At 69.5% G+C, this 14,296-nt stretch carries 10 protein-coding genes and 2 tRNA genes; 9 read left to right on the top strand and 3 right to left on the bottom strand.

The features are described 5' to 3' along the window. Positions 1 to 78 precede the first annotated feature (78 nt). Positions 79 to 1,161: a sensor histidine kinase gene (locus ABDJ40_RS08440; RefSeq protein ID WP_347608722.1), complete on the top strand. Its 1,083-nt coding sequence runs from the start codon at positions 79 to 81 to the stop codon at positions 1,159 to 1,161. 11 nt (positions 1,162 to 1,172) lie between these two features. Then, on the top strand, positions 1,173 to 2,018 hold the full coding sequence (locus tag ABDJ40_RS08435; protein WP_347608720.1) for a LytR/AlgR family response regulator transcription factor: 846 nt from the start codon (positions 1,173 to 1,175) through the stop codon (positions 2,016 to 2,018). Between the two features lie 30 nt (positions 2,019 to 2,048). On the opposite strand, the gene ppc is transcribed toward ABDJ40_RS08435, so the two are convergent. After that, positions 2,049 to 4,937 carry a phosphoenolpyruvate carboxylase gene (ppc, locus tag ABDJ40_RS08430; RefSeq protein WP_430765616.1) on the bottom strand — a complete coding sequence of 963 codons (2,889 nt, stop codon included), beginning with the start codon at positions 4,935 to 4,937 and terminating at the stop codon, positions 2,049 to 2,051. A 194-nt stretch (positions 4,938 to 5,131) separates the two neighbouring features. On the opposite strand from ppc, the gene hemC reads away from it, so the two are divergent. The 6 genes from hemC (at position 5,132) to ABDJ40_RS08400 (ending at position 9,817) form a co-directional block, all read left to right on the top strand. Then, positions 5,132 to 6,061: a hydroxymethylbilane synthase gene (gene hemC, locus ABDJ40_RS08425; RefSeq protein ID WP_430765615.1), complete on the top strand. Its 930-nt coding sequence runs from the start codon at positions 5,132 to 5,134 to the stop codon at positions 6,059 to 6,061. Further along, positions 6,054 to 6,863: a uroporphyrinogen-III synthase gene (locus tag ABDJ40_RS08420; RefSeq protein ID WP_347608718.1), complete on the top strand. Its 810-nt coding sequence runs from the start codon at positions 6,054 to 6,056 to the stop codon at positions 6,861 to 6,863. Before hemC ends, ABDJ40_RS08420 begins: the two co-directional genes overlap by 8 nt. Before the next feature lie 20 nt (positions 6,864 to 6,883). Then, the gene (locus ABDJ40_RS08415) at positions 6,884 to 8,056 is read left to right on the top strand and encodes a uroporphyrinogen-III C-methyltransferase (protein ID WP_347608716.1); all 1,173 of its coding nucleotides are present in this window, start codon (positions 6,884 to 6,886) and stop codon (positions 8,054 to 8,056) included. Between the two features lie 13 nt (positions 8,057 to 8,069). Next, positions 8,070 to 9,317 (top strand): heme biosynthesis HemY N-terminal domain-containing protein, encoded by a 1,248-nt coding sequence (locus ABDJ40_RS08410; protein ID WP_269629544.1) that lies wholly within the window; start codon positions 8,070 to 8,072, stop codon positions 9,315 to 9,317. Between the two features lie 118 nt (positions 9,318 to 9,435). After that, positions 9,436 to 9,512 (top strand) — tRNA-Arg (locus tag ABDJ40_RS08405). Positions 9,513 to 9,740: 228 nt separating this feature from the next. Next, a tRNA-Arg gene (locus ABDJ40_RS08400) sits at positions 9,741 to 9,817 on the top strand. 245 nt (positions 9,818 to 10,062) lie between these two features. Here ABDJ40_RS08400 and ABDJ40_RS08395 read toward each other — a convergent pair. Further along, positions 10,063 to 11,208: a CaiB/BaiF CoA transferase family protein gene (locus ABDJ40_RS08395; protein ID WP_347608714.1), complete on the bottom strand. Its 1,146-nt coding sequence runs from the start codon at positions 11,206 to 11,208 to the stop codon at positions 10,063 to 10,065. Between the two features lie 125 nt (positions 11,209 to 11,333). Between ABDJ40_RS08395 and greB the strand changes: the two genes are divergently transcribed. After that, entirely contained in the window at positions 11,334 to 11,897 is a 564-nt protein-coding gene (gene greB / locus ABDJ40_RS08390) for a transcription elongation factor GreB (RefSeq protein ID WP_269629542.1), read from the top strand. Between the two features lie 23 nt (positions 11,898 to 11,920). On the opposite strand, the gene ABDJ40_RS08385 is transcribed toward greB, so the two are convergent. Then, positions 11,921 to 14,188, bottom strand: coding sequence for a RelA/SpoT family protein (locus ABDJ40_RS08385; protein WP_347608711.1), 2,268 nt, complete (start codon positions 14,186 to 14,188; stop codon positions 11,921 to 11,923). Positions 14,189 to 14,296: the final 108 nt, after the last annotated feature.

Raw genomic sequence — 14,296 nt, 5'->3', positions numbered from 1 at the left:
TGGGGGAGAATGGCCACCGATTCTAAAGACTGCCACCTTGCCTGGACCTGAGCGCGCGCCGTCCAGCCTTCGAAGCTCATGAAGCAGCCGCCTTCGTCCCAGACTGATGCCAGCACCACCTTGCTGCCGCCCGTGATCTCCGCGGCGGCCGGCCCGGCACAGGCGGGTGACGCCGCGCTGCGGGCCCAGCTCTTCGACGTCTGCCACATGGGGCTGGCCCTGCGCGCGGTGCTGGGGGTGCAGATCCTGCTGTCCCTGGGCATCGCGCTGCAGGCCTCGGACCTGCAGCAATGGCTGTGGCAACTGGCCAGCGCGAGCTTCGTCTCCATGACGGCGGTGCTGGCCTGGCTGGTCCTGGTGTGCGCGGGCAAGCATCTGCTGGCGCGCCTGGGCAGCGCCGGGCAATGGCTGGTCCTGGCCGCCCTGGGCGCCCTGTGCGCCAGCCTCGCCTGGCGCCTGCTCAACGCGGCCGCCGGCGAGGTGGGCTCCCTGTTCCGCTTCGTGGCGGTGGCGCTCAGCGGAGCGGCGGTGGCGTCCTCGCTGTGGCTGTGGCTGCGCAGCCGCCAGCGCTGGCAGCGCCCGGCGGCGGCGATGGCGCAGCTGGTGGAGCTGCAGTCGCGCATCCGCCCGCACTTCCTCTTCAACACGCTCAACTCCGCCATCGTGCTGGTGCAGCTGGACCCGCAGCGGGCCGAGAAGGTGCTGGAAGACCTCAGCGAGCTTTTCCGTGTGGCGCTCAGCGAGAACGGCGCGGCGGTCAGCCTGGACGAGGAGATCGAGCTGGCGCGCCGCTACCTGGAGATCGAGCAGATCCGCTTCGGCGACCGCCTTCGCGTGCAGTGGCGCCTGGACCCCACGGCCGGTGCGGTGCGGGTGCCGCCGCTGATGCTGCAGCCCCTGGTGGAGAACGCCGTGCGCCATGGCGTCGAGCCCAACGACGAAGGCGGCGAGATCGAAGTGCTGACCCGGCGCCGCGGCGGGCAGGTGGAGGTCCGCGTCAGCAACACGGTGGGCCAGGGTCCTTCGCGGCCGGGGCACGGCCTGGCCCTGGACAACGTCCGCGAGCGCCTGCTGCTGATGCATGATGTGGCCGCCCAGTTCGAGCTCCACGCTGCACCCGGGCGCTATGTGGTGAAGATCCTGCTGCCCCTTCAATCCTGATGAGCGCCGCGATGACCCAGACCGGTGAGACCCCGTTGCGCACGCTGATCGTCGACGACGAGCCCCTGGCCCGCCTGCGCCTGCGCGGCCTGCTCGAGGGCCTGGCCGGACTGCCCGTGCGCGTGCTGGGCGAGGCAGGGTCCTCGGCCCAGGCCCTGGTCTGGCTGAAGGAGCATGCCTGCGACCTCGTCTTCCTGGACATCCAGATGCCCGGGCCGGACGGCCTGCAGCTGGCGCAGTCCCTGGAGGCCTTGCCCCAGCGCCCCATCGTGATCTTCGTGACGGCCCATGCCGGCCATGCGCTTCGCGCCTTCGAGATCGAGGCCCTGGACTACCTGACCAAGCCGGTGCGCCGCGAGCGCCTGGCCTCGGCGGTGGAGCGGGCCCGTGCCCGGCTCCATGAGCGCCTGGCGGCCGCGACCTGGCAGAGCACGCAGGCCGAGACCGAGGCCCTGCCCGAGGGCGAGTTCCTGACCATCACCGAGCGTGGGCGCCTGATCCGCGTGCCCTTGGTTGAGGTGCTGTTCTTCAAGGCCGAACTCAAGTACCTGACCGTGCGCACCGCGACGCAGAGCTACATCATGGAAGGCTCGCTGACCGAGCTGGAGCAGCGCCTGGGCGAGCGTTTCCTGCGCATCCACCGCAATGCCCTGGTGGCGCGCAAGGCCCTGCGCGAGCTGGGCCGGCACCTCGCCCAGCCGCCTGCCGGCGAAGCGGACGGCGAATCGGGCGGCGAATCGGGCGAGGGCTGGGCCGTGCGCGTGGCGCCGGTGGATGAATGGCTGTCGGTCTCGCGCCGCCAGGTGGCCGCGGTGCGCGAGGCGCTGGCGGGCAGCCCGGCGGGCGGCGGGCGCTGAGCCGCGCCGCCGCTCCTGGCGGCCCGGCCTTCAGCCGGTGTTGCGCAGGCCGGCGGCGATGCCGTTGATGGACAGGTGGATGCCGCGCTGCACGCGCTCCATGCTCGGGTCCTCGGCGCGCTTCTCCACGGGAATGGCGCGATAGCGGCGCATCAGCTCGACCTGCAGGTGGTGCAGCGGGTCGATGTAGGGGAAGCGGTGCGCGATCGAGCGCGCCAGGGCCGGGTTGCTGGCCAGGTTGTGCTTCTCGCCGCTGATCAGGGCAACGGCCTGCTGGGTGCGACGGAACTCGGCCTCGATGGCCGCGAAGATGCGCTTGCCCAGCTTTCTGTCCTCGACCAGGTCCACATAGCGCTGGGCCAGGCCCAGGTCGGTCTTGGCCAGCACCATGTCCAGGTTGGACAGCAGGGTGCGGAAGAAGGGCCACTGCTTGTACATGCGGCGCAGCAGGGTCAGGTGTTGCTCGCGCAGGGCCGGGTCGGCGTCCAGGAAGGCCGCCACGCCTGCACCGAAGCCGCACCAGCCGGGCAAGGCCACGCGGGACTGGCCCCAGCTGAAGCCCCAGGGGATGGCGCGCAGGTCCTCGATGGCGCGGGTGGCCTTGCGCGAGGCCGGGCGGGAGCCGATGTTCAGCTCGGCGATCTCGCGGATGGGCGTGGACGAGAAGAAGTAGTCCGCAAAGCCTTTGGTCTCGTAGACCAGGCCACGGTAGGCCGCGAAGCTGGCGTCCGAGAGCTGCTGGGCGGCGTCCAGGAAGGACTTGGGCGCGCTCTTGGTCGGATGCAGCAGCGTGGCCTCCAGCGTGGCGGCCACGAGCGTCTCGAGGTTGCGCCGGCCGATGTCGGGGTTGGCGTACTTGGAGGCGATCACCTCGCCCTGCTCGGTCAGGCGGATCTGCCCGTTCACCGTGCCCGGGGGTTGGGCCAGGATGGCCTGATAGCTGGGGCCGCCGCCCCGGCCCACCGTGCCGCCGCGGCCATGGAAGAGGCGCAGGGTGATGCCGTGGCGGGCCTTGAGCTGGTCGAAGAGGCCCACCAGCGCGATCTCGGCGCGGTAGAGCTCCCAGTTGCTGGTGAAGACGCCGCCGTCCTTGTTGGAGTCGGAGTAGCCCAGCATCACGTCCTGCTCGGCACCGGAGCGCTTCACCAGGGCAGCCACGCCGGGCAGGGCGTAGAACTCGCCCATGATCACCGGCGCCTCGCGCAGGTCGCCGATGGTCTCGAACAGGGGCACGACGATGAGGTCGCTGACGGCCTCGCCGTCCAGCAGGCCGCGCAGCAGGCCCACTTCCTTGAACAGGAGCTGGACTTCCAGCAGATCGCTGACAGTCTCGGTGTGGCTGATGATGTAGTGACGGATGGACTCGCGGCCGAAGCGCTGCAGGGACTCGCGCGCCGCCTCGAAGATGGCCAGCTCGCCCTGGCAGCGCTCGCTGTACTCGGCGCCGACCACGCGCAGCGGGCGGGCATCGTTGAGCAGGCCCAGCAGCAGCTGGCGGCGTGCGGCCTCGTCCAGCGCGGCGTAGTCGGGGCAGACGCGGGCGGTGGCCAGCAGCTCGGCGATCACCAGCTCGTGCTGGTCCGAACTCTGGCGCAGGTCCAGCGTGGCCAGGTGGAAGCCGAAGACCTGCACGGCGCGGATCAGGGGCTTGAGGCGCGGGGCGATCAGGGCCTCGGCATGGTGGGTCTTGAGCGAGTCCGCGATCACGCGCAGGTCGGCCAGCAGCTCTTCGGGCGAGACGTAGGGGTCTTGCGGCGCGACGGCGTGCCGCAGGGCCTCGGTGCCGGTCAGCGCGTGCAAGGTGGCGGCCATGCGCGCGTACATGCCGGTGAGGGCGCGCCGGTAGGGCTCGTCCATGCGGTGCTCGTTGCGGTCGGGGCTGCGCTCGGCGAGCTCCTGCATCGCCGGGCTGACCTGGGCCAGGCGGGCCGAGATGGACAGCTCGGCGCCCAGCTCGTGCAGCTCGGTCAGGTAGTGGCGCAGGGCCACCTCGCTCTGGCGCCGCAGCGCATGGCGCAGCGTGGTGGCGGTGACGTTGGGGTTGCCATCGCGGTCCCCGCCGATCCAGTGGCCCATGCGCAGGAAGCTGTTGAGCTCATGGCCGGGCAGGGCCTCCTCGAGCTCGCCGTAGAGCTTGGGGATCTGGCGCAGGAAGGTGGCGTGGTAGTAGGAGAGGGCGTTCTCGATCTCGTCGGCCACCGTCAGCTTGGAGTAGCGCAGCATGCGCGTCTGCCACAGCTGGGTGATGCGGGCGCGGATCAGGTTCTCGTTGTCACGCTTCTCGCGCTCGGTCTGCAGGCGGTCGCGCTGCTCGACCAGCTCGGCGATGGCGCGCTCGGCGTCGAGGATGCTCTTGCGCTGCACCTCGGTCGGGTGGGCGGTCAGCACCGGCGAGATGAAGCCGTGCTGCAGGGTGCGGGCCACCTCGGCTGGACGCACGCCGGCCTCATGCAGGCGCTCCATGCAGTAGGCCAGCGAGCCGGCCTGCAGGCTGCCGGCGCGCTCATGGATCTCGCGGCGGCGCACATGGTGGCGGTCCTCGGCGATATTGGCCAGGTGCGAGAAATAGCTGAAGGCGCGGATCACGCTGACGGTCTGCTCGCCGGACAGGCTCTTGAGCAGCTTGTCGAAAGTCTTGCCGGCCTGCGCGTCCTGCTTGTGGCGGAAGGCCACCGAGAGTTTGCGCACGCGCTCGACCAGCTCGTAGGCCTCGCGGCCCTCCTGCTCGCGGATCACTTCGCCCAGGATGCGGCCCAGCAGGCGGATGTCCTCCATCAGCGGCTGGTTCTTGTCCTCCTCGGCCTTGCGTGCCGGGGCGGTCTTGCCGGCTGTGCGGGTGCCCGCCTTGCTGCCGGTCTTGCGGGCGGCAGGGGCGCGGGGGGCTCGATCGGGGGCGGAAGCGTCAGGACGGGCAGGCATGGCGGCTCGGGGTTGGCGTCCGGAGGGGGCTCCGGGGCGCGGGTGCTGGGGTTCGTGGAAGGGTAGCGCGGTTGCGCTGTCCAGGCCTTTCAGCCTGGATTCAGCAATGTAACCAAGTTACCTTCATTTGACTTTATCAGTTTCTTTGACAGGAGCGTGGCTGGGCGGCCACGACGCTGCGCTAGCATCCCACCATGATGGAAAAGATAGTGATCGCCACGCGCGAAAGCAGGCTCGCCCTCTGGCAGGCCGAACACGTGAAGGCCCTGCTGGAACAGCGCCTGGGTGCCACCGTGGAACTCCTGGGCATGACCACCCGGGGCGACCAGATCCTGGACCGCAGCCTCTCCAAGGTGGGAGGGAAGGGCCTCTTCGTGAAGGAGCTGGAGACGGCCCTGGAGGAAGACCGCGCCCAGCTGGCCGTGCATTCGCTCAAGGACGTGCCCATGGACCTGCCCGAGGGCTTCGCCCTGGTGGCCATCCTGGAGCGCGAGGACCCGCGTGATGCCTTCGTCTCCAACCAGTTCGCCAGCCTGGACGAGCTGCCCCAGGGTGCGCTGGTGGGCACCTCCAGCCTGCGCCGCGTGGTGCAGCTGAAGAACCTGCGGCCCGACCTGCGCATCGAGCCCCTGCGCGGCAACCTCGACACCCGCCTGCGCAAGCTGGACGAAGGCGGCTACGACGCCATCGTGCTCGCGGCAGCCGGCCTCAAACGGCTGGGCTTGGGGCAGCGCATCCGCAGCTGCTTCGCCCTCGATCAGATGATCCCCTGCGCCGGGCAGGGCGCCCTGGGCCTGGAAGTGCGGGCCGATGCCGCCGCGCTGACCCAGGCGCTGGGCACCCTGACGGACCAGCCCACCTGGCTGGCCACGCAGGCCGAACGCGCGGTCTCGCGCAGCCTCGGCGGCAGCTGCTCCATGCCGCTGGCTGCCCATGCACGCTGGGTGGACGGGCAGCTGCAGCTGGAGGTGGCCTTGGGCCATCCGGAGCATCCCGAGCGTCCGCTGCTGAAGGCGCGGGTGCAGGGCCAGCCGACCGATGAGGCCGCGGCCCGCGCCCTGGGCCTGCAGGCTGCGGAGGCCCTGCGCACCCAAGGTGCCGAGGACTACCTGCGCTGTGCCTGATTCCGCCCGGCCCGGTGCCGAGGGCGGATCGCCTGATGCCCTGCCGCGCCTGATCCTCACCCGCCCCCGTGCCCAGGCGCAGGACTGGGTGCAGCGCATGGCGCGGCTGGGCGTGGCCTGCGACTGCGTTCCGCTGCTGGACATCGCCCCGCTGGATCCCACCCCCGCCCGCCAGGCCTGGGAGCGTCTGGCCAGCCAGGCGCTGCTGATGTTCGTCAGCCCCAATGCCGTCGAGCACTTCTTTGCCGCGCGCCCGGCCGGCATGCGCTGGCCCGCCCACACTCTGGCGGCCACCGTGGGGCCGGGCAGTGCCCAGGCCCTGGTGAGCCAGGGCGTGCCGCCCGCGCTGCTACGCCAGCCGCCGCCGGATGCGCCCAGCCTGGATTCCGAACACCTGTGGCCCGTGCTGTCCGGCTTGGACTGGCGGGGGCGCGAGGTGCTGATGGTGCGCGGGGACGGCGGCCGTGAGTGGCTGGCGGACCGCCTGCGCGAGGCGGGTGCCCGGGTGGGGGCCGTCAGCGTCTACCGCCGCCAGGCGCCCCGGCTGGAGCCCGCGGAGCAGGCGGTGCTGGATCGCGCGCTGGCCCAGCCGCAGGCGCATGTGTGGCTCTTCAGCAGCGCGGAAGCCATCGATCATCTGCCCGCGCTGGCCGGCACCACCGCCGACTGGTCCCGCAGCCGTGCCATCGCCACGCATGAGCGCATTGCGCAGCGAGCGCGCCGCCTGGGCCTGGGCCATGTGGTTTTGACGCGACCGGACGCCGCCGCCGTCGCTACCGCCCTGCAAGGCCCCTGGGACTGAACCCTACAATCCGCGGCACTGTGAGCGAGCAAGACATCCCCCGCAGCGCCCCGGCTTCCGAGCCCGAGAGCGCCTCCGTGCTGCCCGAGAAAGTGCCGGCCCGCGCCAGCACGCCGGGTTCGCTGACCCTGATCCTGATGGCCCTGGGCGTGCTGTCCCTGGGCGCCCTCGCCATGGCCTGGCAGGGGCACAGCCGCGTCAGGCAGCTGGAGCAGGAGCTGGTGCGCCGCCAGGAACAGAGCCAGACCCAGGCCTCCGACGCCCGCGGCATGGCCAGCCGCGCCCAGGAGGTGGCCCAGGAGACCTCGGCCAAGCTGGCCCTGCTGGACGCCCGCCTCGCCGAGGTGTCCCTGCAGCGCGGGCAGCTGGAGGAACTGATCCAGTCCATGTCCCGCTCGCGGGACGAGAACGTGCTGGGTGACATCGAGGCCTCGCTGCGCGTGGCCCTCCAGCAGACCAGCATCACCGGCAGCGCCGAGCCCCTGGTGTCGGCGCTCAAGCAGGCGGACGAGCGCCTGCAGCGCTACAAGCAGCCCCGGCTGGAGGGCGTGCGCCGTGCCGTGATCCGCGACCTGGACCGCGTCAAGGCGGTCAGCGTGGTCGATGTGGCCACGCTGGGCATCAAGCTCGATGAAGTCGCCCGCCTGGCCGACGAGCTCCCGCTGCTGTCGGTGGCCGAACGCGTGGCCCAGGCCGAGGGCGAGGCCCGCAGCGCGGCCCGGCTGGAATCGAAGACCGACGCCCGCACGGACCCCAAGGCCCGCAAGGCCGCCGGCGCAGCGTCCAAGCCGGCGCCGGCCCCGGAGGGCTGGGAGGCCTGGTGGAACCTGGCCCAGAGCCGCTGGCAGGAGCTCAGCAGCCAGGTCTGGCAGGAGACCAAGTCCCTGGTGCGCGTCACGCGGATCAACCATCCCGAGGCGGCGCTGATCACGCCCGAGCAGGGCTACTTCCTCCGCGAGAACCTCAAGCTGCGCCTGCTCAATGCGCGGCTGGCCCTGCTGAGCCGCCAGTACGACACCGCACAGTCGGACCTGCGCGAGGCCCTGGCCCTGCTGGACCGCTACGTCGACATGCGCTCGCGCAAGGCCCAGACCGCTGCCGAGCTGCTGCGCCAGGTGCAGGGGCAGGCGCGCCAGGTGGCCGTGCCGCGCCCTGACGACAGCCTCGCGGCCCTGGCCGCGGCCGGGCGATGAGGGAGGCCGGTCCATGCGTACTGTGATCTGGCTGGTGCTGCTCTTTGCCGCGGCCGTGGTGGCCGCCCTGACCCTGGGCAGCAATGACGGTCTGGCGAGTTTCTACTGGAATGGCTGGCGCCTCGATGTGTCGCTCAACCTCTTCCTGCTGGCCCTGGTGGCGGGCTGCTTTGCGCTGGTGACGCTGATCCAGACCGTCAATTCGCTGGTCTCCCTGCCGCGCAGGGCCCGCGAATGGCGGCTGTCGCAGCGCGAGCGCAGCGCGCAGCTGGCCTTGCGCGAAGCCCTGGCCGAGTATTTCGGCGCCCGCTACGGCCGGGCGCAGAAGGCCGTGCAGCGTGCCCTCAACATCCAGTCCCAGACGCCGGACCTCGCCCAGGACCAGGCCTTCATGGCCCTGAGCCACTTGCTGGCGGCCCAGAGCGCCCACCGGCTCCAGGACAAACGCCGTCGCGACGAGCAGCTGCAGCTGGCGCTGCAGTTCGCGCAGGCCTCTTCCCAGGCCAAGGCTCAGGAGGAGGGCGCCCGGCTGCTGGCTGCCGAATGGGCCCTGGATGACCGCGATGCCCATCGCGCCAGCCAGATCCTGGCCGAGCTGACCCCCGGCGTGGCCCGCCGCACCCAGGCCCTGCGCCTCAAGCTGCAGGCGTCCCGCCTGGCCCGACAGCCGCTGGAGGCGCTGCGCACCGCGCGCCTGCTGGCCAAGCACCAGGGCTTTTCCAAGTCGGCCGCCCAAGGGCTGTTGCGCTCCCTGGCGGTGGAGGCCCTGGAGTCCTCCCGGGACATCGACCAGCTCCGCAGCAGCTGGCAGCAGCTGGATGCCGCCGACCGGCGTGATGTCTTCGTCGCCGCCCGGGCTGCCCAATGCGCCGCCGGTCTCGGCGCGCCTGACGATGGCCGCGGCTGGCTGCGCCCCTCCTGGGACGACTACGGCGACCTGCAGGCCGAGGAGCGCGCCGCGCTGGCCGAGGCCCTGGTCCAGTGCATGCCTGGCCTGGGGCCGGAATGGCTGCAGCGTCTGGAAGGCCTCATGCAGCGTCATGCGCGGGATCCGGGCCTCTCCTATGCCCTGGGTCACGCCCTGGCCGAGCGACAGCTGTGGGGCAAGGCCCGTCTCATGCTGGAACAGGCGGCCGAGGACCGCCAGCTGAGCATCAGCGCTCGCCGCCGCAGCTGGCTCAAGCTGGCCGACCTGGCCGAGAACGACGGCGACGCCGAACGCCGCGCCCGCTGTTTCGAGGCGGCGGCCCTGCTGGGCTGAGCCGGCCTTGGGCGGCTGCGGGGCGATGAGCACCCGCTTGCCTGAGACCCGCTCCAGAGGAAAATTCAGCCGAATACTTGCATGGTCGGAAAAACCCATGCTATAGTTCAAGGCTTCGGCGGCTGTAGCTCAGTTGGATAGAGTACTTGGCTACGAACCAAGGGGTCGTGGGTTCGAATCCTGCCAGCCGCGCCAAAATTTCAGATTTGAAGCTCACTGGAAAATCTTCGGAATACTGTTCTGAGAATTTCTGGAAAGCGACGGAGAAACTGCTGCAGTCCTGCAGCGTTTCAAAGGAATGATGAAGCCGAGGTGTGAGTCAAGAAACTTCCGAGTTTCAAGACAATCCGGAATTAAAAATATGAGTCTTGGCTTGCGATTGAATAAAAATCGCGCTACAATCTAAGGCTCAACTAAATACAAGCGGCTGTAGCTCAGTTGGATAGAGTACTTGGCTACGAACCAAGGGGTCGTGGGTTCGAATCCTGCCAGCCGCGCCAACAACAAGAAGAAATGAAAAGGTCTGTGAGAAATCACAGACCTTTTTTGTTTTCCGCCTTGCCTTTGTGTTTTGGCTTCAAGTCCTGCCCTCGAGTTTTGCCTTCAGTTTCTGACTGGCATTTGCAGGCGCAGTGGAAATGGTCGCTGAATCTGCAGGCGGCGGGGCGGTGGCAGGCAGGGGCGGGCGGTAGCGTCCATGCCGCCTGCGCCTCCGCGCCTTGGGTGCGAGCCGTTTGCCCGCGGCTCAGCCGCCCGGTGTTGCCGCGGTGTCCTTCAGCAGCAGTGCCCTGACGTCGTCGGACAGGTCCAGTCCGGCCAGGATCTCGGCGCCCTGGGCGCCTGGCTGCGGCGCAGGGCCGGGAGTCCGCGTCCCGCTGCGGGAGAAGCGGGGCGCAGGCTGGGCCTGCCAGTGCCCGTCCACCTTCATGAAGGCCTGCCGCGCCTGCTGATGTGGGTGCAGGGGCGCCTCCTCCAGGCTCAGTACCCCGGCCACGCAGGCCTCCGTGCCTTCGAGCAGGGTCACCCAGGCGTCGCGGGGCTTCTCCTTCAGGCGGCGGGCGACCAATTCGCGCAATGCGGGCCAGCGGGCGCTGTCCATCTGCCGGGCCGGCTCCTCGTCGGCAATCTCCAGGCGCTGCAGCAGGTCCCGGTAGAAAACCGGCTCGATGGCACCCAGGCTGAGGAAGCGGCCGTCGGCGCATTCGAAGCTGTCATAGAACGGGCTGCTGTGCAGGAAGAAGTTCTCCTGCGGCGCCTCGGGCCAGTGACCCTGGCTGGCCAGGCTGCGCACCAGGCTGCCCAGCAGGTTGGCGCCGTCCAGCATGGCGGCGTCCACGACCTGGCCGTGGCCGGAGCTTCTGGCTTCCAGGAGGGCGCAGACCATGCCGAAGGCCATCAGCAGGCCGCCGCTGGCCATATCACCGACCACGGTGGCCGGCAGGGTGGGCGCCTGGCCGGGGCGCTGGCTGAGGCTCAGCAGGCCGCTCAGGGCCACGTAGTTGATGTCATGGCCCGCTGCGTGGGCCAGGGGGCCCGTCTGGCCCCAGCCGGTGACGCGACCGTAGACCAGGCGCGGATGTGCGTCCACCAAGGTCTCAGGCCCCAGGCCCAGGCGCTCCATGACCCCGGGCCGGTAGCCCTCGAGCAGTCCGTCCGCGCCCAGGACCAGCTGCCGCAGCGCCTGGCGCGCCTCCGGCTTCTTCAGGTCCAGCACGAGGGAGCGCTTGCCGCGGTTCATGGCCCCGCCGCCGCCCAGGCTGCGTTGCGCGGCAGGGCGCTCGACGACGATCACCTCAGCCCCCATGTCGGCCAGCAGCATGCCGGCGAAGGGGCAGGGGCCGATGCCTGCCAGCTCGATGATGCGCACGCCTGCCAAGGGTCCCGTTGCCATGCCGTTCCTTCCCGACTGCTCATGAAGATCGCCCGGTGCCGTTCCTGGCGCCCTGGGGCTTGTCAGCGCCCAGGGTAGCCGCTCAGGACCGGCGCTACGCTGACAGTTGGCGAGACAATACGGCCATGAGCAAGGCCTTCACCAAGGAAAGCGACGGGGACGATGACGATGACGTCCCCGGCCTGCCGCCGCTGCCCGCCGGCACACGCAACTACATCACGCCGCAGGGCTATGCGCGGCTGCGCGCCGAGTTCATGGAGCTGCTGGATGTCGAGCGCCCCAAGATTGTCGAGACGGTGTCCTGGGCCGCCAAGAATGGCGACCGCTCCGAGAACGGCGACTATCTCTACGGCAAGAAGCGCCTGCGGGAGATCGACCGCCGGCTGCGCTTTCTGACCAAGCGCCTGGACATCGCCGAGGTCGCGGACCCGGCCGTTCACCATGGCAGCGACCAGATCTTCTTCGGCGCCTGCGTCACCTATGCCAACAGCAAAGGCGAGGAGCGCACCATCACCATCATGGGCATCGACGAGGCGGACAGCCTCAAGGGTGAGGTCAGCTGGGTCTCGCCCATCGCCCGCGCCCTGCTGAAGGCCCGCGAGGGCGACGAAGTCCAGCTGATGACGCCGGGCGGGCTGGAGCAGCTGGAGGTGCTGGAAGTGCGCTACCCGGAGCCAGGCAAGACCTGACCCCACACCCGCTCAGCCAGGGCTCAGGGCTTGATGCGCCACACCCGCATCACGGCGGGCGAGCGCTTGAGCATGCGCAGCACCTCAGCCACATGCAGGCGGTCGCGCACGGAGATCAGCAACTGCATCTCGGCGGTCTCGCGGGCCTGTGATTCATCGCTCATGGAAATGTGCGTGATGTCGGCCTCGGCTGTGCTGACGGCGGTGGCGATCTGCGCCAGCACGCCCTTGCCATTGCGCATCAGCACGCCGATGGCGGCCTCGAAGCTGCGCGTCATCTCGTCGGCCCAGGCCACGGCGATCCAGTGCTCGCTGTCGCGCTGGAAGAGCCGGCGGCCGACCTGGCATTCGGCGGTGTGCACGATGAGGCCTTCGCCGCGGCCCAGATAGCCCTTGATGTCATCACCCGGCACCGGCCGGCAGCAGCTGGCCAGGCGCACCGAGGCGCCCTCGCTGCCATCCAGGGTGATCTGGCCCTGCGTGGTCTGGTCGTCAGTGGCGCCGAAGCGGCCGAGGGTGAGGGTGACGGCGTCCGGCCGCTGGCCCTGGGCGGCCAGCATGCGGGCCATCTTCTTGGCCACGATGGTCGCGATCTTGCGCCCCAGGCCCACCTCCACCAGCAGCTCGTGCACATTGCGGTTGCCGGCCCATTTCGCCAGGTCCTGCCACAGGCCATGGGCCTCCTGGTCTTCGATGTCCAGGCTGGGCAGAGCCAGGCCTTCGGCGCGCAAGGCCTGGGCCAGCATCTTCTGGCCCAGCTCGCGGGACTCCTCCTGCTCCAGGTTCTTCAGGAAATGGCGAATCTTGGACCGCGCGCGGCCCGTTCGAACGAAGCTGAGCCAGGCCGGATTGGGGCGGGCGCCGGTGGCGGTGATGATCTCGACCACATCGCCGCTGCGCAGCTCGGCGCGCAGGGGCACGGGCTCGCCATTGACCTTGGCCGCCACGCAGTGGTCGCCAACGTCAGAGTGGATGGCATAGGCATAGTCCACCGGCGTTGCCCCGCGGGGCAGGGCCATGATCTTGCTCTTGGGTGTGAAGACGTAGACCGCATCGGGGAAGAGATCGATCTTCACGTGCTCCAGGAACTCGCTGGCGTCGCGGGTCTCGTCCTGGATGTCGATGAGGGACTGCAGCCAGCGCGAACCCAGCTGCTGCACGGCCTGGGCATTGCCCTTGGCCTTATAGAGCCAGTGTGCCGCCACGCCCTTCTCGGCCACCATGTGCATGGTCTCGGTGCGCATCTGGAATTCCACCGGCGTGCCCAGGGGGCTCACCAGGGTGGTGTGCAGGCTCTGGTAGCCATTGGGCTTGGGGATGGCGATGTAGTCCTTGAAGCGGCCCGGCTGGGGCTTGTAGAGCTGGTGCAGCACGCCCAGGGCCAGGTAGCACTGGGACAGCTCGTCCACCACCACGCGAAAGCCGAAGATGTCGCTCACCTGGGCAAAGCTGAGGTGCTTCTCGCGCATCTTCTTGTAGATGGAGAACAGCGTCTTCTCGCGACCCTGGATCTCGACCTTCAGGCCGGCATCCGCAAAGGCCTTGACCACGTCGCGCTCGATGCGCGAGACCAGGTCGCGCCGATTGCCGCGCGCCTTGGCAATGGCCTTGGACAGCGCGCCGTGCCGCCAGGGGTGGATGTACTGGAAGGACAGCTCCTGCAGCTCCCGGTAGATCTCGTTGAGGCCCAGGCGGTGGGCGATGGGGGCGTAGATGTCCAGGGTCTCGCGCGCGATGCGGCGGCGCTTCTCGAAGGCCATGTGGCCCATCGTCCGCATATTGTGCAGACGGTCGGCCAGCTTGATGAGGATGACGCGCACGTCGCGCGCCATCGCCAGCAGCATCTTGCGGAAGGACTCGGCCTGCGACTCCTCCTTGGTCGAGAACTGCAGCTTGTCCAGCTTGGTGAGGCCGTCCACCAATTCGGCGGTCGGGGCCTCGAAGCGCTCGATCAGCTCGGTCTTGGTGACACCGCAGTCCTCCATGGCATCGTGCATCAGCGCGGCCATGATGGCCTGGGCGTCCAGGCGCCATTCAGCGCAGATGCCGGCCACGGCGATCGGGTGCGTGATGTAGGGCTCACCGCTGGCGCGGAACTGGCCCAGGTGGGCTTCATCCGCAAACTTGTAGGCCTCGCGGATGCGCTTGATGTCGGACTTGGGCAGGTAGCTCAGCCGGTGAAGCAGGGCGTCAAAGGACGCCGCCTCGGCCTGCGTGGGCTCGGGGGCGGTCTTGTGCAGGCCCGGCATCAGGGCAGCGGGCAAGGAGGCGGCAAAGGAGCGAAGACCCATGGAGCGAAATTAACACAAGGCCAGGGCCGCCCGCAGGCGCCGGGACAAATTGCGACGGGGAAGGGCGCCGGTGCGCTGCTGACATCCGGGCAAACCATGAAAAAAGGC

Source organism: Roseateles flavus (assembly GCF_039872765.1).
Lineage (GTDB): Bacteria > Pseudomonadota > Gammaproteobacteria > Burkholderiales > Burkholderiaceae_C > Roseateles_B > Roseateles_B flavus.
This window is presented reverse-complemented; position numbering and strand designations above follow the sequence as displayed.

Coding starts and splice junctions, on each gene's coding strand:
- hemC (WP_430765615.1), top strand. CDS start 5,132: ATGATGGAAAAGATAGTGATCGCCACGCGCGAAAGCAGGCTCGCCCTC.
- greB (WP_269629542.1), top strand. CDS start 11,334: ATGAGCAAGGCCTTCACCAAGGAAAGCGACGGGGACGATGACGATGAC.
- ABDJ40_RS08395 (WP_347608714.1), bottom strand. CDS start 11,208: ATGGCAACGGGACCCTTGGCAGGCGTGCGCATCATCGAGCTGGCAGGC.
- ABDJ40_RS08385 (WP_347608711.1), bottom strand. CDS start 14,188: ATGGGTCTTCGCTCCTTTGCCGCCTCCTTGCCCGCTGCCCTGATGCCG.
- ABDJ40_RS08410 (WP_269629544.1), top strand. CDS start 8,070: ATGCGTACTGTGATCTGGCTGGTGCTGCTCTTTGCCGCGGCCGTGGTG.
- ABDJ40_RS08440 (WP_347608722.1), top strand. CDS start 79: ATGAAGCAGCCGCCTTCGTCCCAGACTGATGCCAGCACCACCTTGCTG.
- ppc (WP_430765616.1), bottom strand. CDS start 4,937: ATGCCTGCCCGTCCTGACGCTTCCGCCCCCGATCGAGCCCCCCGCGCC.
- ABDJ40_RS08435 (WP_347608720.1), top strand. CDS start 1,173: ATGACCCAGACCGGTGAGACCCCGTTGCGCACGCTGATCGTCGACGAC.